Below are 19,402 nucleotides of genomic sequence, written 5' to 3'. Positions count from 1 at the left end.
TTAAATAATTAATTTTTTGGCTAGGTTAAAGTTTCGTGAATAATTCAGGTTAATTGTTATAATAGATAAAGGAGGTGATAATTATTGAAAAGGCAAGTTTACCTATGTATAAAAAAATCGCTTTAGATCTTGCTACTAGAATCTTTAACGAAGAATTCAAGCAGTCTAAAAAGCTTTATGGGAGGTCTGTTTTAGCAGGAGAGTATAATGTATCTCCTGAAACTATTAGAAGGGCTGTGGCCCTCCTTAGAGATATGGACGTAGTAGAAGTTAAACATGGAAGCGGAGTATATATAAAGTCTCTTGAAAGATCATATTCCTTTATAGAAAAGTATCACGATAAGGAATCTATAACTTCATTGAGAAAAGATATAAATTTATTAAAACAAGAAAAGGAAAAAATAGAAAAACAAATAAATGATAAAACTAATAAAATAATAGATTATTCAGATAAGCTTAAAAACACTAATCCAATAAATCCAATAGAGGTAAAGTTAAACAGTAACTCTCACTTAATTGGTAAAACTATTTCAGACTCCAAGTTTTGCAAAACACTGGAGCTACTATCGTTGGAATTAGAAGAGATGATGGTCTAATACTATCTCCTGGTCCTTATATGGATTTTAAAAAGGATGACATAATCCTTGCAATTGGAGCTACAAATATTATTGATACAATACACTCTTTTATAAAAGAAGAAAAATAGTATCCTATTTCTACTAGTAGAAATAGGATACTATTTTTCTATATAAATCTATTATTTATTTGTTTTATAAAATCTAGCCGAATCCTTTATGGTTTCCAGAGATTGGGGTAGTTTTTTACTATAATGTAGAAAACCATGTATAACCCCATCTACTATATTTAACTCTGTTTTCATTCCATGTTCTTTTAAAATTTCGTATAAGAGTTTACTATCATCTAGCAAGGGATCCAATTCACAAGCCATTATATATGTCGGTGGTATGCCAAAGGTTAAATCAGAATCAAATAAAATTCTATAAGGATTGTTTTTATCTTCTTCTTTTGTAAATACATCACTATATCCATCAAGCGCTTCTATAGTTAAACCATCCCAATACCCACCATACAATCTTTTAGACATAGAATCTGCTAGTCCGAAGGATCCATAATATAGTAGTAAAGATTTTATAAATGATATATCTTTTTCTTTATCCCTCATATTTATAGCAGTAGCAAGACTTAAATAAGCACCTGCTGAATCCCCAGCCAATGTTATATCATCTTTATCGATTTTATATTTATCAGCATTTTCTCTTAAATGATGAATTAAAAAAATACATTCTTCAATAGGAACTGGAAATTTAAATTGTGGAGCTAATTTATAATCAATCCCTACTACTACTGCGCCAGTTTCTATAGAAAGCCTTCTCATTATTCCATCATGGGTATCTATATTTCCTACTACAAACCCCCCGCCATGAATAAATAATATACACCTATTTTTCTCCGTCTCATTTGGATAGTAAAGCCTAAATAAAATATCTCCATGAGGTCCTCTTATATTTTCATCCACTATTTTTTTAAGCTTAGGTCCACCTTCATTCCAATACTTTCTTGTTAGTATATAGGCTTCTTGATCTTGGGGATCTATAGACTCCATTTTTAATAATTCTTTCATTTGCTTTGATTCAAACTCTACTACATCTCTAATTTCTGGTGTCATTCTAGCAATTGAATCTAGCTTGTTTTTTTCCATTATATTTATTCATCCTTTTATGAAGATCTTTTTAATATTCTTTTTCTAATAGTCCTTCTTCTTCTAAGAATTCATCTACTACTTCCTGTACTGTCTTATCCCCAGAATCTACATCATAGTTCATAGCTGCCATTTTTTCATTATCTAAGGTACCAGTAAAGGCCTTTAATATTTCTTCTAATTGTGGAGCTTCTTCTTCATATTCCTCAAATAAGGTATCTCTCATTAAAAATGCAGCATAGTATTCTGGGAAGAAAGCAAGATCATCTTCTAATACCTTAAGCTCTGACTTTTTGTTTAATCCATCTGTAGAATAAACCATTGTTACATCTATATTTTCATTATCTATTGCTGCATATTTCAATCCTATATCTAGTGATTTACTATCTTGCCACTCTATATCATAATGTTTGTTGAAAGGTTTAAAACGCATAGTTCCTTCTTCATCAAAAAACTCATGCTCTGCTCCAAATATTAAGTCTTCAGTATATGGTTTTAAATCACTTATTGTTTGAATATTATTTTCTTCTCCAAATTCATCTTTTACTGCAAGAGCATAGGTGTTTTCAAATCCAAACTTTTCTAATAAGGTAAGTCCTTTTTCTTCACTTCCTTTTTCTTTTGTAAATTCAAATAGTTCTTCTCCTTCTGGAACATCACTTGGGTCATGTCCTAGTATGGTAGTTAAAAGTGTTCCATCATAACTTACATATATATCAACTTCGTCTCTTTCCATAGCATCACCTGCAGCTACTGTGTTCATTGAATCATGGTATTTTACCTTTAAATCAGTTTTCTCTTCTAATACATCTCCAAGAGCATGCATTATTATATCTATTTCAGCAAATTGTCCTTCTAATAGTACAATTTCCTTACTATCATCGTTTCCACCACAGCCTGCTAATATTCCTACTAATAATACTAATACTACACTTAATGAAATCCCCTTTTTATAATTAAACATGACACATCTCCTTTATTATTAATTAGTTTTTACACTACCCTTTAATCTATTTTCAATATAGGCCATTCCAAAATCAAATACCATAGCCATAACCATCAGTACTAAAGTAGCTTGAAGTAGGGTTGACATATCCTGGATCAATATAGCTCTATTAATTGTAGAACCGAGCCCGCCTCCACCTACAACAGCACCAAATACGGCTGTTCCGATAGATGTTACTATAGCTATTCTAATACCCGTAAATATCATAGGAAAAGCTAACTGAAGTTCCACATAAATAAGTCTTTGAATTTTTGTCATTCCCATTCCCTTTGCTGCTTCTTTTATAGCCGGACTTATACTATTAAGTCCTACATATGTGTTTCTAACTATAGGAAGAAGAGAATATATTACTATTCCTATTATTACCGTTGTACTTGACGCTCCAAATAGAAGCATAATTGCACCTAAAAGAGCTAGTATGGGTATAGTTTGAAAAATATCTACCATCCATAGAACAATAGAGCTTATTGGTTTGTATATATAGGCAACAATTCCTAATAACAAACCAATAATAACCGTAAATATACTAGCCATACTAACCAAATATAAATGTTCCAAGACAAATCTCATTTCCATATTATCTTCCCTCCTTCAAACCGCGCGGAGTAATTCTTTTTTCTACAAAATCAATTAGGAGTCCAAGCAATATAGCTATAATTGCTGATGGAATAGCTCCACCTATTATAAGTACATTATTGTTTGTATCTATCCCACGATAAATAAATTCTCCAAGACCTCCAAGACCTATCATAGCAGCTAATACTGCCCAGCTGACTGTATAGATTGTAGACATTCTTAATCCACTGATTATAGAGTTCATAGCTAGTGGAAGTTCTACTTTATAAAGAATTTGAAAATCAGTCATACCACAACCACGAGCTGCTTCCTTTAAACTTTCATCTACATTTATAATACCGGTATATGTGTTTTTAAGAATTGGAAACAAGGAATAAATCGAAAGTGCTATTATAATAGTTAGATCTCTTATTCCTAAAAACATAAATAATATTCCTATAAATACAAGTCCTGGTATAGTTTGAAATATGCCTAAAATAGGAATTGCTATATTAGAAATTCCAGGTACTCTAGATAAGATTATTCCAAGTATAAGCGCTATTACAAAGCCAATACTTACAGAGATAAATACATACTGTAAGTGGACTAATACTGCATTTACTAGTTTTTCTCCATACATATCAAAAAAATCTAGGATATTCAATTGGCTTCACCCCATACAACACTAGCTAAGGCTTTTGTCATACTAGTTCTTGTAATTATACCAGCTACTGTTTCATCCTCATTTAAAACAATAACAAAATCTGCATCAATTTCATATAACTTCTCTATTGCCTCTTTAGCATTAGAATCCTTAAGTACAGTAGGAACATTCTTATCAATTATCTTTGAAACTTCCTCACCAGGCTTACCATGACTGTTTATCTTTTCAATCGTAACTACGCCTTTATATTTATCATCTTTATCTACCACAACTGCCGAGTTTAGTTCTCTTTTTTTCATAAGCTGAATACTTTCAAGAGTTTTTTTGCTTTCTTCTATAACTAATACTCTTCTTTTCATTACATCTTCACAAGTTAAGTTATCACTATTTGTTGTATTAGATAATTTTCCCATAAAGTTACTAATTATAGAATTAGCCGGATTTTGAAGTATTTCTTCTGGAGAACCTACTTGAATAATCTTTCCATCTGACATAAATACAATCTTATCTGCCATCTTTACTGCTTCATCCATGTCATGGGTTACAAATATTATAGTCTTTTTTAGTTTTTTCTGTAAAATCTTTAATTCATCTTGTAAATTGTCCCTAGTTATAGGGTCTAATGCTCCAAAGGGCTCGTCCATCAATATTATTGGAGGTTCTGCTGCAAGAGCTCTTAGTACTCCAATCCTTTGTTGCTGTCCACCACTTAATTCATTTGGATATTTATGAGCATTTTCTTCATAAGACATATCTACTAGTTTTAAGAGTTCACGTACTCTTTTATTACATTCTTCCTTGCTCCATTTTAATAATTTAGGAACAATTGATATATTTTCTTCTATAGTCATATTTGGAAATAAACCAATCTGCTGTATAACATATCCAATCTTTCTTCTTAGTTCAACAGTATCAAGGTCGTTGATGTTTTGACCTTCAACATATATATTTCCTGAATTCATCTCGATAAGTTTATTTATCATCTTTAAAGTAGTCGTTTTCCCACAACCAGAAGGCCCTATCAATACTACAAATTCTCCTTCATTGATTTTTAAACTTATATTGTTTACAACTGTTAAATCATTATATTTTTTACTTATATTTTCATATACAATCATAGCTCCATTCCTCTCTAGTTTATATATACCTATTGAAAACATCTCTTTCGCCATAATATATTATATAATATATTATGGCGAGTTGCAACTTATACTTTTGTATGAGTTGCATCTTGTCGAATTTTATATTTTTTTGTATCTTTATTAAAAATCAGCATTAAAAAAGTGAATAAGGATTATCCTTATTCACTCTTTTAACTGTTTGTATATTTACTATTTATTATTATACTAATTTTTTAATCTCTTCTAAAGCTTTTTCATAGTCGGGCTCATCAGTAACTTCTTTTACATACTCTACATACTTTACTTTATTGTCCTTACCTACAACTACAATACCTCTACTTAAAAGTTTATTTTCCTCTAGTAAAAACCCATATTTTTCACCAAAGTCTCGGTCTTTGTAGTCTGATACTAAGCTTATATCTTCTATATCATTTTCTTCCTTGAACCTAGCTTGTGCAAATGGTAGATCTACTGATATAGTTACAACCTCTACTCCATCAAGATTTGCTGCCTCTTTATTAAATCTGTTAGTTTGAATTTGACATACCTTAGTATCTAAAGAAGGTACAACTGAAAATACTCTTACTTTACCTTGTAAACTTTCCGATGAAAACTCTGATAAATCGTTATTAGAAGCTGTAAATTTTGGTGCTGTATCTCCTACTTTTATCTCTTCACCTTCTAGAGTTAAAGGATTACCTCCCATAGTTACTATGCCTTTTCTTGTCTTTACCATATTCATCATCCTTTCGTGTTCGCTTATAAATGTTTTACCCTAGCTGAAAGATTTTAAACTTATGATAATACTATTAAGATTCAGTCATCCATTCATCTACCCTATCTAATAACTCAAAATTTGTTAGGTCATAGTGTAGAGGCGTTATTGTAATATATCCATCATTTAAAAAATATCTATCTGTTCCTCTTTTATACTCTATTTTGTTTCTACCTTCAACTTCCAAAGTAACTTTTCCCTCTTTAGAAGTTTTCATTTCATAGTAGTCAAGCATTTGATCACCTATTCTACATACCTTCATCCCTTTTGGCTTTTCTATAAAAGGTACATTTACATTTAAAAGTAGATTTGAATACTTGTGTTGGTCCTTTGTTTTTTCTATTACCTTGCAAGCATACTCGGCTGCTAAATCAAATCTGCATTTCCCATCCTTTACCTTTGCAGAAACTGCAAGAGATGGTTTCTTATACATATTTGCCTCTATTGCAGCTGAAACAGTTCCTGAATAAAGTATATCCATACCGGCATTTAAGCCTCTATTTGTACCAGATACTACCATATCTACTTCGTCTTTTATAAGTTTGTCAAAGCCTACTCTTACACAGTCTGCAGGTGTTCCCGAAACGCTATAGGATTTACATCTAAGTCCTTCAAAGTGTATTTCTTTTACTGTTAGAGGACTGGATATAGTTATAGCCTGGCTTTGAGCACTTCTTTCACTATCTGGTGCTATTATTATAACTTCATGTTCCTTTTCTAACTCTTTTGCTAAAACCTGTATCCCTTCTGCCATTATTCCATCGTCATTTGTCAGTAGAATTCTCATATATTCCTCCTAAAATTTTATCTCTATCTCTTTTTTCTTTCCATTTCTTATTATAGATAAAATTGCCTTATCACCTTTTTTATATCTATATAGTTCTTTTTTTAAAGAAGACATAGAATCTAATTTTTTCCCATTTATTGATGTTAAAACATCTAATGCTTTTAGATCTGATTTTTGAGCTGCTGACTTTGGAATTATTTCTAATAAAACAATACCATTTTCAACTCCTAAGTCCGAGCCAGTTTGTCTTTCATAGATTTCCACCTCTACTCCTCTAAATCCTATGTTTACATTGTTAAATTTCCCTTTATTTATAACTTCAGCTATTATAGGTTTTACAAGATTTATAGGTATTGAAAAACCTAAGCCCTCTCCAGATTTAATCTTAGCTGTATTTATCCCTATAACCTCACCTTTTGCATTTAAAAGAGGTCCTCCACTATTTCCAGGATTTATAGAAGCATCAGTTTGGATAAGATCTTCTATCATATTATATTCATCTAATTGTACTGACCTATTAAGGCCTGAAATTACTCCAGATGTTACTGACCTTTGAAACTCTAGCCCCAAAGGGTTTCCTATAGCTACAGAAAGTTCCCCTACTTCCAGGTTTTCAGAGTCTCCAAGTTCTACTACTGGTAGGCCACTTTTATTGACCTTTACAAGTGCTAAATCAAGGGTTTGATCAAACCATAAAACTTTTCCATCCAAATTGTCTCCATTTTCAAATAAAACCTTTATTTCCTTAGCTTTCCCATTTCCTATAACATGTGAATTTGTTAATATATATCCATCACTAGCTACTATAACTCCAGAACCTACACCTTCTGTAGGCCTTTCCCAAAACCATTCTTTTTGTATAACAACTGTTGTAATTCCAACAACTGAACTCATTGCCTTTCTAGCAACAGCTGAAACTGCTCCTATATCATCTCTTGGAGTGATTTCAATATTAGGTCCTGTATTTGTATTCTTACCTATTTTATATATTTCAGGTACTGGTATTAGCTTGCCATATAAGAAGTTTGGTGCTATATAAGTGGCTATTATTCCTCCTATAATGGCAGCTATTATAGCTACTATAAGATAGGAAAATATACCCCTTCTAGGTCTTCTATTTGGATTACCATAATTGTAGTCTTTCATAATCTCACCTCTTAAAATTTATAAACACAAGTCGTCTTATCTCTAAATGAAAGTCCAAGGTCTATATCCTTTTTTACATCCAAACCTCCCTTTGTTAAAATATCTGTAACCGTATCCATAGCAAGTTCAGGTACATTATTGTCTTTACTTAAGTGGGCAAGTATAACCTTTTCACCCTCACCTTTAAGTATCCTTGTAAGTGTATTTCCTGCATCTTCATTTGAAAGATGCCCCTTTGAACTTAGTATCCTTCTTTTTAAGTGCCATGGATAAAGTCCTTCCTTTAACATAAACTCATCATGGTTTGATTCTAAAAAGTATAAATCAGAATCCTTTACCTTTTCTACTATATTTTTACTGATAAATCCTGTATCTGTTATTATACTTATCTTTACTCCCTTATAGAATAATATGTATCCTACAGGTTCATTAGCATCATGAAATGTTGTTATTGGATAAATACTTAAATCTTTAAGGTCAAAAAACTTTTCTGTAGAAAATATTTTTATATTCTTTTCCTTTATATCACCAATCTTTGTTTCCATACCTGACCATGTTTGTCCATTTGCATATATAGGTAGGTCATATCTTCTAGATAATACACCAACACCCTTTATATGATCTAGATGTTCATGGGTTACAAGTATAGCATCTAAATCTTTTGGATCTACATCTATTGAGTTTAAAAGCTCCTTAGTCCTCTTACCACTAAAACCACTATCTACTATAATCTTTGAACTATCTGTTTCTATATATTGACAATTGCCACTACTACCGCTTGATAGTGAACAAAATTTAATTCCCATTATATCCTTCCTCCCAATCTAATACTTACCTTTGAATTATCTATTAATATAAGTCTTATGTCAATTAATAATAGCTTTTCCTCCTTGATTAAGTCATAAAAAAACTATTTTTTTATATAAATATATATAGGCAGGTTTCTTTCATGATTTAGGAGGAGTAGTATGGCTAACTATTTGATATATATTTTATTTGCTGCAGGTCTTATTATGATTTTAAAAGGTGGAGACTGGTTTGTAGATTCTGCTATATGGCTTGGCGAGCTAACTGGAGCATCTATGGGACTTATAGGTGCAACACTTATAAGCTTTGCTACAGCTCTTCCAGAGTTTTTTGTATCTACCCTAGCAAGTAAAGATGGCTTTTCAGAAATGGCCATTGGTAACGCAATGGGTTCTATTATTTGTAATATAGCTATTGTCATCTCTATTTGTGTCATTATTAGACCTATAAAAATAGAAGACTCTAAGTTTGATAATAAGGCCTTTATGATGCTTATTTTTATGTCTTTGTTTTATTTTTTTGCATCAGATGGACTCATATCTAAAGGAGAAGGTTTTATACTCATTCTTTTAACTATTCCTTTTATGCTATTAAATTTTTATAACCCAAATAAAAGTAAAAAGCCTCGTAAAAAAATAGACTTGCAAAAGATAGGAGTAAATTTGGGAGTAAATATATTCAAATTTTTAGTTGGCGGATTTCTAATCATATATGGAGCTGATATATTAGTAAATACAGGTGTAGAAATAGCAAACTTATTTAGAATCCCTAAAAAAGTTATAAGTCTTACACTCCTGGCACTTGGAACATCCCTACCTGAACTTACTGCTTCTTTAAGTGCTACCTTAAAATATAAGCCAGATATATCTGTTAGTAATATAATTGGGGCCAATATATTAAATATAACACTAGTTATTGGAGTCTCAGCTATTGTAAATCCTACTGGTCTTATAGTAATGCCTTCAAGTATCAATATGGATATACCGGTTGCCCTCTTATTTATGATTATATTTATACTACCAGGAATATTTCATAAAAAAATTGGAAGGCTTACAGGCCTTCTTCTTTCTTCATCTTATTTAATTTATATTATTAGTTTATTTTGATTGATATTATATTTTTTTTAGTATATACTATGTTTAGATATGAAGGGGAGTAGCTTACAAATTAGTTAGTCGTCAATACGGAAAAGTCCCGGCTAATTACCTACTATAGGAAGCAAGACCTTTGTTTAGTTAAGTACTCTAAACAAGGGTCTTTTTTGTTTTTAAATCTCTAAAATGGTAATACTATCTTAACAAAGGAGGATACAGGATGAAATGGTATATGGAAGATAAAGAAAATCTACTAAAGAAACTTCAAACAGATTTAGAAGAAGGGCTATCTACAAAGAGAGTAGATACCCTCATTGAAAAGCATGGTCCAAACACATTAAAAGAAGAAAAAAAGAAAAGTTTACTTTCTAGAGTTCTTGCACAGTTTGCAGACTTTTTAGTGCTTATACTTATTGCCGCTGCAATCATATCAGTTTTTGTAGGCGAAAGTACTGATGCTATAGTTATAATAGCTATAGTTGTATTAAATGCATTTTTAGGTGTTTATCAAGAAGGTAAGGCGGAAAAAAGTTTAGATGCATTAAAAAAGATGTCTTCTCCCACAGCTAAAGTTATAAGGAATGGAAAAACATCAACTGTAAAAGCAAGTACTCTAGTTCCGGGAGATATAGTACTTCTTGATGCAGGTGATATTATACCTGCTGATTTAAGATTTATTGAAAGTTCTAACTTAAAAGTAGAAGAAGCCTCTCTTACAGGAGAGTCAGTACCAGTAGAAAAAGATAGTAATGAACAGTATTCTAGTGAAGTATCTTTAGGTGATAGAAAAAACATGGGCTATATGAGTACAGTTATAACCTATGGTAGGGCAAAGGCAGTAGTTGTTGCCACATCTCATGATACTGAAATAGGTAGGATAGCTACTGCTATACAAACTTCTGATGGGGAGATAACACCTCTACAAAAGCAACTAAATGGCCTTGGAAAAGTTCTAGGTATCACGACCATAATAATATGTGCCATAGTTTTTGGAGTAGGTCTCTTGCAAGGTGAAGGTGTTTTGGATATGCTTATGATCTCAATATCACTTGCAGTTGCAGCTATTCCCGAGGGACTTCCAGCTATAGTTACTATAGTTTTAGCACTTGGGATGAATAGAATGGTAAAGCGACATGCTATAGTTAAAAAACTTCTTGCCGTTGAGACTCTAGGGTCTACTACTGTAATATGTTCTGATAAAACAGGAACCTTAACTCAAAACGAAATGACAGTAGTAAAAGCATATGCAGATAAAACAGTATTTGATGTATCTGGAACTGGTTATTCACCTGAAGGTGACTTTAAATTAGATGATAAAAATATAGATTATAGTTCTATACCAGATTTAAAAACACTAGTATCTATTGCAACACTTGCAAATGATGCTGAAATAGAAAAAACAGAAAACTCTTATAAGGTTATAGGAGATCCAACAGAAGGTTCACTTATAACACTTGGAACAAAAGCTGGGATAAGTAAAAAAGGTATCAATAAAAAATATCCTAGAGTTGAAGAGATTCCTTTTGATAGTGATAGAAAAATGATGACTACTTTCCATGAGAAATATTTGCCAGAAAAGATAGTCTCATTTACAAAAGGTGCTCCAGATATAATAATAGATAAATGTTCACATATAAGTATAAAGGGTAGGCCAGTACCATTTGATTCTAAGCTGAAAAAAGAAGCCCTGGATATGAATAGTAAGTTTTCAAAAGATGCTTTAAGAGTACTTGCTTTTGCATATAAAGATTATCCGGCACTACCTAGAGACTTTAAAAAAGAAGATATTGAAAGCAAGATGACCTTTGTAGGACTTGTTGGAATGATAGACCCTGCAAGACCTGAAGCAAAAGATGCTATAGAAAAATGTAAAAAAGCTGGAGTTAAAACTATCATGATAACAGGTGATTATAAAGAGACAGCTTTCGCAATAGCAAAACAACTGGGTATGGCTGAAAAAGAATCTGAAGCAATAACTGGTAAAGATTTAGATAGTTTAGATGATAAAGAACTTCAAAAGAAAGTTAAATTTACAAAAGTATTTGCAAGAGTTTCACCTGACCATAAAGTTAGAATTGTTGAAGCCTTAAAAGCAAATGGGAATGTTGCAGCAATGACAGGTGACGGTGTAAATGATGCACCAGCACTTAAAAAGGCTGACATTGGAGTATCAATGGGTATAACAGGTACAGACGTTGCTAAAAATACAGCTGAACTTATACTTACAGATGATAACTTCTCTAGTATAGTTTCTGCTGTTGAAGAAGGAAGAGTTATATATGATAATATAAGAAAATTTGTTTACTTCTTACTTTCATGTAATATTGGTGAGATACTGCTTATATTTACAAGTATACTTGCAGGACTACCTGTTCCACTTTTACCTATACAACTATTATGGCTAAATCTAGTGACAGATAGTTTCCCAGCCTTGGCACTAGGGATGGAAAAAGGGGATCCTGATGTTATGGAAAAGAAACCAAGAGATCCTAAAGAACCTCTTTTAAACAAAAGTATTGTAAGTAGAATAATAGTTCAAAGTATTGCTATAGGAGGAGCTACACTTTCAGCTTATTTAATTGCACTAAACTTCTATCCAGAAAGGATTGAAGAAGCTCGTACAATAGCATTTACAACGCTTATACTTGCAGAACTTTTAAGATCATATTCTACTAGATCTCGAACTCATACTATATTTGAAATAGGACTATTTTCAAATAAGAGTTTAGTATATGGAACTCTCTTTTCATTTGCACTAACAATTGCAGTAATATATATACCATTTTTACAACCTATATTTGATACCTTCCCTATGGGTTTTGAAGATTGGAGAATAGTTCTTACATTTGCATTTATACCGCTTATAGTAGGAGAAGTATTCAAGTTTATAAAGAGATAAACTAGATAATAAAAACAATTTTACATAAATATAACACAATTAATCTTCTCATTTGTGTTATATTTATATATAAGGTAAAGATTTACTAATATTAAATCTAAATAAATAATAAAGGGGTAATGATTATATGAAGTTTTTAAGAAAAGGAAAATATATAGCACTAATGGCTATTTTACTTTTCTCTTTAGCACTTACTGCATGTGATAGTGGTGGAGATAAGGAAGTTGTAGGAAAAGTTGATGATGTAGAAATAACTCGTGATGAATTAAATGAGGCAATGGCTAGACAATATGGAGAACCAACTTTAAATTCACTAATCAGTGAAAAAATAATTGAATTAGAGATAGAAAAAGAAGATATAAAAGTAGATTCTAAAGAAATAGATGAAGAGTTTGACCTTATGGCTGAACAATATGGCGGAAAAGAAGGACTAGAACAAGCTATGGCAGCTTCTAATCTAACAGAAGAAGATATTAAAGATCAGATAGAAGAAAAACTTTCTATTGAAAAACTTTTAGGTGATGATGTAAAAGTTACTGATGATGAAATTAAAGAGTATTATGAAAAAAATAAAGATAAATTCACTCAAAAAGAACAAGTAAATGCTAGCCATGTACTTGTAAAAGATGAAGACTTAGCTAAAGATATAAAGAAAAAACTAGATGATGGAGAAGATATTGGAGAACTTGCAAAGGAACACTCTGAGGATACTGGGACTAAAGATCAAGGCGGAAATCTAGGATTCTTTGGTAGAGGTCAAATGGTAGAAGAATTTGACAAAGCAGCTTTTGACCTAGAAGTTGGAGAAATAAGTGAACCTATTAAAACTGAACATGGTTACCATGTCATAGTGGTTAATGAGAAAAAAGAAGAAGAAGTACAAAGTTTAGAAGATATTAAAGACACTATAAAAGTTGTAATATCAGAAGAAAAAATGGAACCAGCTTTCCAAGAGTGGTATACAAAAAAGGCTGAAGAATACGAAATAACTAATAATCTAAATAATTAACCTAGTTAAAATACTTAAAAAGATGAAACTCTGGAAAGAGTTTCATCTTTTTTATTGTAATTTATATATTATATGTTTGTATTTATACTTATATTTAACCTTCTTTAACATTTACCCTTTTAAATATTTATCATTTGCCTTATCTTGAAGATATATATTAGTAAATTTGCTATCTCCATTTTTATACATGCTATATCCCTCATCTACACAAGAAGAACATCCATCCCTTGGTATGGTTATAGCAAGTATATTGTAACCATTGTCAGCTTTTGACTCGATCCAGTTTATACCAGAGCATTTATCACATCTCTTAAAATGCTGTACTTGGTTTTCTAATATACCATCTGTGTCATAGTAGATTTGCTTGGATTTTTGAACTATTTCTACTCCCTTAAATTTTTCTTTGGCTAATTTATCTTTATTCTTCCATTTATTTAAAACCACTTCTGATACCCTTTTAATATGTTCAGCAATATCCTTAGATTGTTTTAACTTTTCCTTATCATAGTCTGGTTCATATACATTAGAATAGTCTAGCCCAGCCATAGCAAGTATAATACCTAGGTTCATATAGGGAAGGGCCCCTTCTATAGAATAGCCTCCCTCTAAAACAGCTATATCTGGATCCAGTATATGGTTAAGCTTAGCATAGCCCTGGGCTGTAAAGTTCATATTAGTTATAGGATCTGTATAGTGGTTATCTTGTCCTGCAGAGTTAATTATAATATCTGGCTTATAATCATCTAATATTGGCATAACAACATTTTCTAGAACATATAAAAATCCTTCTTCCCCAGTATGAGGCGGTAGAGGAATATTTACATTGTATCCATAGGCTGAAGGACCTCCAAGATCATCTATAAAGCCAGTTCCAGGAAAGAGAGTTCTTCCGTCTTGATGAAAGGATATAAACAAGGTATCTGGGTCATTCCAATAAATATCTTCGGTTCCATCACCATGGTGGCAATCTGTATCAACTATAGCTACCTTGAGAGGCCCAAACTCCTCCCTCATTCTCTCAAGCATGACTGCTTCAACATTTACTACGCAAAACCCTCTATCCCCATATACAACCCTATGAGCATGGTGGCCTGGTGGTCTAATTAAAGCAAAGGATTTATCGACTTCACCTTCCATCACAGCTTGGGAAGCCTTAATAGCACCTCCAACTGAAATAAAGTGTGATTCAGTTAATCTAGACATAACATCTGGAACGCAAAAATGCACCCTTTGTATATCCTTTTCAGTAGCTATAATAGGGTTAAACATTTCTATGCCTTCTATATCCTCTATTCCTTCTTCAAAGATTTGATCCTGGGTATAAAGGAGCCTTTCCTCCCTCTCTGGATGAGTTGGACTAATAGCCCAATCAAAAGCAGGAAAAAATACCAATCCTAATTTATTCTTAGCCTTCATAATCACCACTCCTTAGTTTTAAAATATGTCCAGGTTTTATTTGTGCTTTGACTCTAATGTTTTTTCCCTTTGTAAAAAACCCTCCTACCATGTTAAAACTGCTAGCTTCTATTATTTCACTTTCTATATTTTCTTCCTTAGTCCCCATAGATATAACAGCATCCTTCAGCAGCTCTTTAGCCCTTTTTTTAGCTTCCTCTAAAGAATAGCCCTTAGGAATTTTTTCATATATACCTAGTTCAGAAACTGATAATATACCCTGGGCTGTATCTACTAGCATTGTTATCTCTATAGTAGGCTTGGCAAGAGCTGCTCCCACTGCATTTGCAACTTGATAGTTCTTTGGATAAGAAACTGGTAGTTTATATTTTTCCTCTAGTATAGGGGCTAGTAGGTTGGCAGGACCACCTATTATATATATAGACTCTGGTCTTATCTTTTTACCATGAAGTAGTTCTTTAACCGTATATACAGGTTTACTATTTATCCCTACAAGTAGGCTATCTGTTTTATCCTTTATCATATCACCCATCTGGTCAAGTATCTTTTCTGCTATCTCCTTAGAACTTATATTTAAAGGATCTGCCAAAATCTTCATAGCTTCTCCTGCCCTTTTTTTAGAATCATCACCTTGTTCCTTTATCAAACCTAGGTGTATCATAGCATCTGTAGGCGTAGGGAGGGGTCCCCCAAAGGCATAAGGCCTACCTTTTCTCTTAGGGCCTATTTGTATGTCTTTATCTTCTATACTTATAGAACTATCACCACCCAAACCTATTGATACACTATAGATAGCCCTAACAAGGGTCTTATATTTTGAAATCTTAGCACCTAAGGGCTCAAATAGTGGCACCCCATCTACCAAGAAAAATATATCTGTAGTCGTACCTCCCACATCTAGTAAAATAGAATCTTCCTTTGTATCAAGCAAGGAACTTATCCCAGTAAAACTTGCAGCTGGCCCTGAAAGTATAGTTTCAACCGGCCTATCCCTAGCAGTTTTAAGATCCATAGTTCCACCATCAGCTTTTAAGATAAATATAGGTGCATGAATTCCCTCTCTTTCTAAAGACTTTTTTATATTTTCTGCAAAGTCTTTAAAGGTACTATGGACAGCTGAGTTTAAATATGAAGTAAAAACTCTTCTTGGAAAATTAAGCTTACCTGACATACTGTGTCCTAGCGTTACTTGTTCAAAGTCTTCCTTTAAAAGTTCACCAATTTTAAACTCATTTTCTGGGTTTCTAGTAGAAAACTTACTAACTACAGCACAGGCTTCTATAGCTCCATCTTTAAACTCTTTTCTAGCCTGGGATATCTCTTCCATATCTATTTCCTTAACTACTACACCCCTATGGTCTACATATCCAGAAATAAAAGCATTTTCATCACCGCAAGATAAGTCGCTTTTTAAGCCTGGCCCCGATTGAATAACCATACCTACCTTAGACGTCTTATCTTCTACAATAGCATTTGTAGATATAGTAGTAGAAAGATTTATCCTTTGGATATGATCTTTATTTTGATCTTCTAACAACTCTTTTAAAGCCGTCCAAATAGAAGTAAATAAATCACTTTTATCTGTAGGCTTTTTAATAGTTTTTATTACCCTATCATCTTTTATTATAACTCCATCTATATGGGTCCCTCCCATATCAAGACCTATAATCAAGATAAGTCCCTCCTTTTTGTATAAGTTTCTACTCTTATTGTATCCTTAAAAGAGAGTATATATCAAGTTTATAAGTATAAAGCCTATATTTATTGATTTTTGTCATTCTGAGTGTAGCGAAGAATCTTTCTTTTGGTCCTAAGGTCCTTCGTTTCACTCAGGATGACAGAGTTGGAGTCTGCTTTCCTGTCATTCTGAGTGTAGCGAAGAATCTTTCTTTTGGTCCTAAGGTCCTTCGTTTCACTCAGGATGACAGAATTAAAAGCTTTACTTCAAATATCAGAGAAGCTTGTCTACCTTTGTGTCTGTCATTCTGAGCTGAGCGAAGAATCTTTCTTCTAGACCTAAGATCCTTCGTTTCACTCAGGATGACAGAGTTGAGGTCCTTCATATGTTCATTCAGGATAACAGGGTTGCAGTCTTCTATGTCTGTCATTCTGCGACGGATGGTTTTCCCTAGTCCCTTTAGGGGAGCCTGCCGAAGAATCTTTCTTTTGGTCCTAAGATCCTTCGTTTCACTCAGGATGACAGAGTTGAGGTCCTTCATAAGTTTAGGCACAAAAATAGCACCTATTATGGGTGCTATTTTTATATCCTATATTCATTCTATCTTTTATTTCTCATTTACCTTAAAGTCAAATATTTCTGGTCTGTTATAGTGGCCTACTGGGTCCCAGTCAAACTTTGATTGTACTATTTCATCCAAGTCTATTTCAGCTGTTAGTATTCCAGCTTCATCAAATAAGGGACCTGCCACATATTCCCCATAAGGATTTATAATACAGCTTCCTCCCCTACTCATAACTTCAGGTTCGTTTTCAAGATCAGAATAGTATTTTAAGTCAGTTGGATACATTGACTTTTCTACATATTGGTTGCTCATAATTACAAAACATCTTCCTTCAAAGGCAATATGTCTAAGGGTTGCTTGGTAAACTTCCCTTTGATCTGCTGTTGGTACTATATATAGATTTACTCCCTTAAGATACATAGCCATCCTAGCTAGGGGCATATAGTTTTCCCAACATATAAGTGAACCCATCTTACCATAAGGAGTATCTACTACTGTAAGGGTAGACCCATCATCTTCACCCCATATAACTCTTTCTCCAGCTGTAGGCTTTAATTTTCTATGTCTTCCTAAATATCCCTCTGGTCCAAAGAATAGGTTTGTGCAATGGAGTGTTCCATCTAGGCCATGTCCATTTTTTTCAGTAACTCCTATAGATATATAGATATCTAACTCCTTAGATAGTTCTGCTAATCTATCTATTTCTGGACCAGGAACAGCTACAGAATTATCATAGTATCTTTGATAGTCTTCTCTTCCTTCCTTTGTTCTACTTCCTATAACCATACCAAAGGTAAGTCCCCTAGGATAGCAAGGTATAAAACTCTCAGGAAAAACTACAAGTTTTGATCCTTGACTAGCTGCCTTTTTAGTTAGTTCAATAGTTTTTTCCATAGTCGCTTCAAGATCAAATAACACTGGTGAATCTTGAATAACTGATACTTTTACTTTATTTTCCATACTCTTATCTCCCCACCATTTATATTTTTCCTACTTTAAAAATCCTTGTAATATTGTATCTTCTGCTTCTTCTTCAGTCAGTCCTAAAGTCATAAGCTTAGTAAGTTGGTCAGATGCAATCCTTCCAATAGTAGCCTCGTGTATAAGAGCTGCATTTGAATGAAAGGCGCTAACTTCAGGAACTGAAGATACCTGTCCATTGTCCATTATGATTGAATCACATTGTATATGACCCCTACACTCAGCATATCCTCTCATAGTTAAATGGAAGACTTGTTTAGAGTCATCTTGGGCAACAGATCTTGAAATGATTTGGGCTGTAGAGTTTTCCCCCCTTAGATCAACTAAGATATTTGACTCAGCTTCTTGATCCCTATCTGTAAGAAGCCTTTCTGTTACGATTAACCTAGCGTCTTTATGAAGAACTACATCAGTATCTCTCTTAGTCCTATCTACTCCTTTTATCTGAACCATCTCTATTTCAGCTAGTCCACCTTCTTCAACCTCTATAATGGTTTGAGGATTTAAAACTCTTTCCCCACTTCCATCTCCTTCACCATAGTGTTTTTCTACATACTTCATCCTTGCACCTTTACGAACATAAAAGGTATGGATCCCATCATGTTGGGCCTTTTTGCTAGTAGTATTATGAATCCCGCATCCTGCAACTATCAAGACATCTGAATCCTCACCAACTTCAAAGGTATTATAAACCATATCATCAAAACTTTGGGAAAGAATAACCGGTATGTGGACACTTTCACCCTTAGTTCCAGGCTTTATTACTACATCTATCCCAGGCTTATCTTCCTTAGTTATTATATCTATATTGGCTGTAGTGTTTCTCCCAGCACCTGCACCATTTTTTCTTATATTATAGGCCCCTTGAGGCACCTCATGTAAATCTGCAACTTCTTCTAATATTTTTTTATCTAATACACTCAATGTCATTTGATTTACCTCCTATCTCACAAGCACTTTTACAACGACATTTGTCATCTAAATGCTTTATTTCATCTAAAATCTTTTCTTGTCCAGTTATTTCACTTATTCCACCATCTTTAACTAGTATAACTTCATCTGCCAGTTTTAAAATACGCTCTTGGTGGGATATGATAACAATAGTCATATCATACTTTTCATTTAAGTTTTGAAATGTTTCTGTAAGCTTTTGAAAACTCCATAGGTCAATACCAGCCT

General features: G+C 32.9%; 18 protein-coding genes and 1 pseudogene. 5 read left to right on the top strand and 14 right to left on the bottom strand.

Going from position 1 to position 19,402, the window contains the following annotated elements:
- The first annotated feature begins 104 nt into the window (after positions 1-104).
- Together ACTHW2_RS03470 and ACTHW2_RS03465 are read left to right on the top strand one after the other, a co-directional pair.
- On the top strand, positions 105-596 hold the full coding sequence (locus tag ACTHW2_RS03470) for a GntR family transcriptional regulator (protein ID WP_442262340.1): 492 nt from the start codon (positions 105-107) through the stop codon (positions 594-596).
- Positions 545-706: a cation:proton antiporter regulatory subunit gene (locus ACTHW2_RS03465; RefSeq protein ID WP_442262339.1), complete on the top strand. Its 162-nt coding sequence runs from the start codon at positions 545-547 to the stop codon at positions 704-706. Before ACTHW2_RS03470 ends, ACTHW2_RS03465 begins: the two co-directional genes overlap by 52 nt.
- A 51-nt stretch (positions 707-757) precedes the next feature.
- On the opposite strand, the gene ACTHW2_RS03460 is transcribed toward ACTHW2_RS03465, so the two are convergent.
- The 9 genes from ACTHW2_RS03460 to ACTHW2_RS03420 all read right to left on the bottom strand — a co-directional run bounded on the left by ACTHW2_RS03460 (position 758) and on the right by ACTHW2_RS03420 (position 8,580).
- Complete coding sequence (locus ACTHW2_RS03460; protein ID WP_442262338.1) at positions 758-1,720, bottom strand: alpha/beta hydrolase fold domain-containing protein; 963 nt, start codon at positions 1,718-1,720, stop codon at positions 758-760.
- A 31-nt stretch (positions 1,721-1,751) separates the two neighbouring features.
- The gene (locus ACTHW2_RS03455) at positions 1,752-2,684 is read right to left on the bottom strand and encodes a glycine betaine ABC transporter substrate-binding protein (protein ID WP_442262337.1); all 933 of its coding nucleotides are present in this window, start codon (positions 2,682-2,684) and stop codon (positions 1,752-1,754) included.
- A gap of 18 nt (positions 2,685-2,702) precedes the next feature.
- Positions 2,703-3,302 (bottom strand): ABC transporter permease, encoded by a 600-nt coding sequence (locus tag ACTHW2_RS03450; protein WP_442262336.1) that lies wholly within the window; start codon positions 3,300-3,302, stop codon positions 2,703-2,705.
- Position 3,303: 1 nt separating this feature from the next.
- Positions 3,304-3,945: an ABC transporter permease gene (locus ACTHW2_RS03445; RefSeq protein ID WP_442262335.1), complete on the bottom strand. Its 642-nt coding sequence runs from the start codon at positions 3,943-3,945 to the stop codon at positions 3,304-3,306.
- The gene (locus ACTHW2_RS03440; RefSeq protein WP_442262334.1) at positions 3,942-5,063 is read right to left on the bottom strand and encodes a betaine/proline/choline family ABC transporter ATP-binding protein; all 1,122 of its coding nucleotides are present in this window, start codon (positions 5,061-5,063) and stop codon (positions 3,942-3,944) included. Before ACTHW2_RS03440 ends, ACTHW2_RS03445 begins: the two co-directional genes overlap by 4 nt.
- A gap of 223 nt (positions 5,064-5,286) precedes the next feature.
- On the bottom strand, positions 5,287-5,802 hold the full coding sequence (gene tpx / locus ACTHW2_RS03435) for a thiol peroxidase (RefSeq protein WP_442262333.1): 516 nt from the start codon (positions 5,800-5,802) through the stop codon (positions 5,287-5,289).
- 73 nt (positions 5,803-5,875) lie between these two features.
- A complete protein-coding gene (surE, locus tag ACTHW2_RS03430; protein WP_442262332.1) occupies positions 5,876-6,628 on the bottom strand; it encodes a 5'/3'-nucleotidase SurE in 753 nt (250 codons plus the stop codon).
- Between the two features lie 9 nt (positions 6,629-6,637).
- Positions 6,638-7,774: a serine protease HtrA gene (gene htrA / locus ACTHW2_RS03425; protein ID WP_442262331.1), complete on the bottom strand. Its 1,137-nt coding sequence runs from the start codon at positions 7,772-7,774 to the stop codon at positions 6,638-6,640.
- An 11-nt stretch (positions 7,775-7,785) separates the two neighbouring features.
- Complete coding sequence (locus ACTHW2_RS03420) at positions 7,786-8,580, bottom strand: MBL fold metallo-hydrolase (protein WP_442262330.1); 795 nt, start codon at positions 8,578-8,580, stop codon at positions 7,786-7,788.
- Positions 8,581-8,742: 162 nt separating this feature from the next.
- Between ACTHW2_RS03420 and ACTHW2_RS03415 the strand changes: the two genes are divergently transcribed.
- From ACTHW2_RS03415 to ACTHW2_RS03405, 3 genes are all read left to right on the top strand, one after another.
- Entirely contained in the window at positions 8,743-9,687 is a 945-nt protein-coding gene (locus tag ACTHW2_RS03415) for a calcium/sodium antiporter (RefSeq protein WP_442262329.1), read from the top strand.
- 208 nt (positions 9,688-9,895) lie between these two features.
- Positions 9,896-12,574, top strand: a complete 2,679-nt coding sequence (locus ACTHW2_RS03410) for a calcium-translocating P-type ATPase, SERCA-type (protein ID WP_442262328.1) — start codon at positions 9,896-9,898, stop codon at positions 12,572-12,574.
- A gap of 127 nt (positions 12,575-12,701) precedes the next feature.
- Complete coding sequence (locus ACTHW2_RS03405; RefSeq protein WP_442262327.1) at positions 12,702-13,583, top strand: peptidyl-prolyl cis-trans isomerase; 882 nt, start codon at positions 12,702-12,704, stop codon at positions 13,581-13,583.
- A 111-nt stretch (positions 13,584-13,694) separates the two neighbouring features.
- Here ACTHW2_RS03405 and ACTHW2_RS03400 read toward each other — a convergent pair whose 3' ends face one another.
- The 5 genes and pseudogenes from ACTHW2_RS03400 to ACTHW2_RS03380 all read right to left on the bottom strand — a co-directional run.
- A complete protein-coding gene (locus ACTHW2_RS03400; protein WP_442262326.1) occupies positions 13,695-14,999 on the bottom strand; it encodes a histone deacetylase family protein in 1,305 nt (434 codons plus the stop codon).
- Positions 14,989-16,671: a hydantoinase/oxoprolinase family protein gene (locus ACTHW2_RS03395; protein ID WP_442262325.1), complete on the bottom strand. Its 1,683-nt coding sequence runs from the start codon at positions 16,669-16,671 to the stop codon at positions 14,989-14,991. The genes ACTHW2_RS03400 and ACTHW2_RS03395 overlap by 11 nt, the downstream gene beginning before the upstream one ends.
- Positions 16,672-17,284: 613 nt before the next feature.
- Entirely contained in the window at positions 17,285-18,202 is a 918-nt protein-coding gene (locus ACTHW2_RS03390) for a carbon-nitrogen hydrolase family protein (RefSeq protein WP_442262324.1), read from the bottom strand.
- 30 nt (positions 18,203-18,232) lie between these two features.
- The gene (locus tag ACTHW2_RS03385; protein WP_442262323.1) at positions 18,233-19,153 is read right to left on the bottom strand and encodes a SufB/SufD family protein; all 921 of its coding nucleotides are present in this window, start codon (positions 19,151-19,153) and stop codon (positions 18,233-18,235) included.
- Positions 19,131-19,402: pseudogene (locus ACTHW2_RS03380) on the bottom strand (hypothetical protein); the annotation flags it as partial. The pseudogene ACTHW2_RS03380 and the gene ACTHW2_RS03385, both read right to left, overlap by 23 nt.

This window comes from Tissierella sp. (genome assembly GCF_052089545.1).
GTDB lineage: Bacteria > Bacillota > Clostridia > Tissierellales > Tissierellaceae > Tissierella_A.
This window is presented reverse-complemented; position numbering and strand designations above follow the sequence as displayed.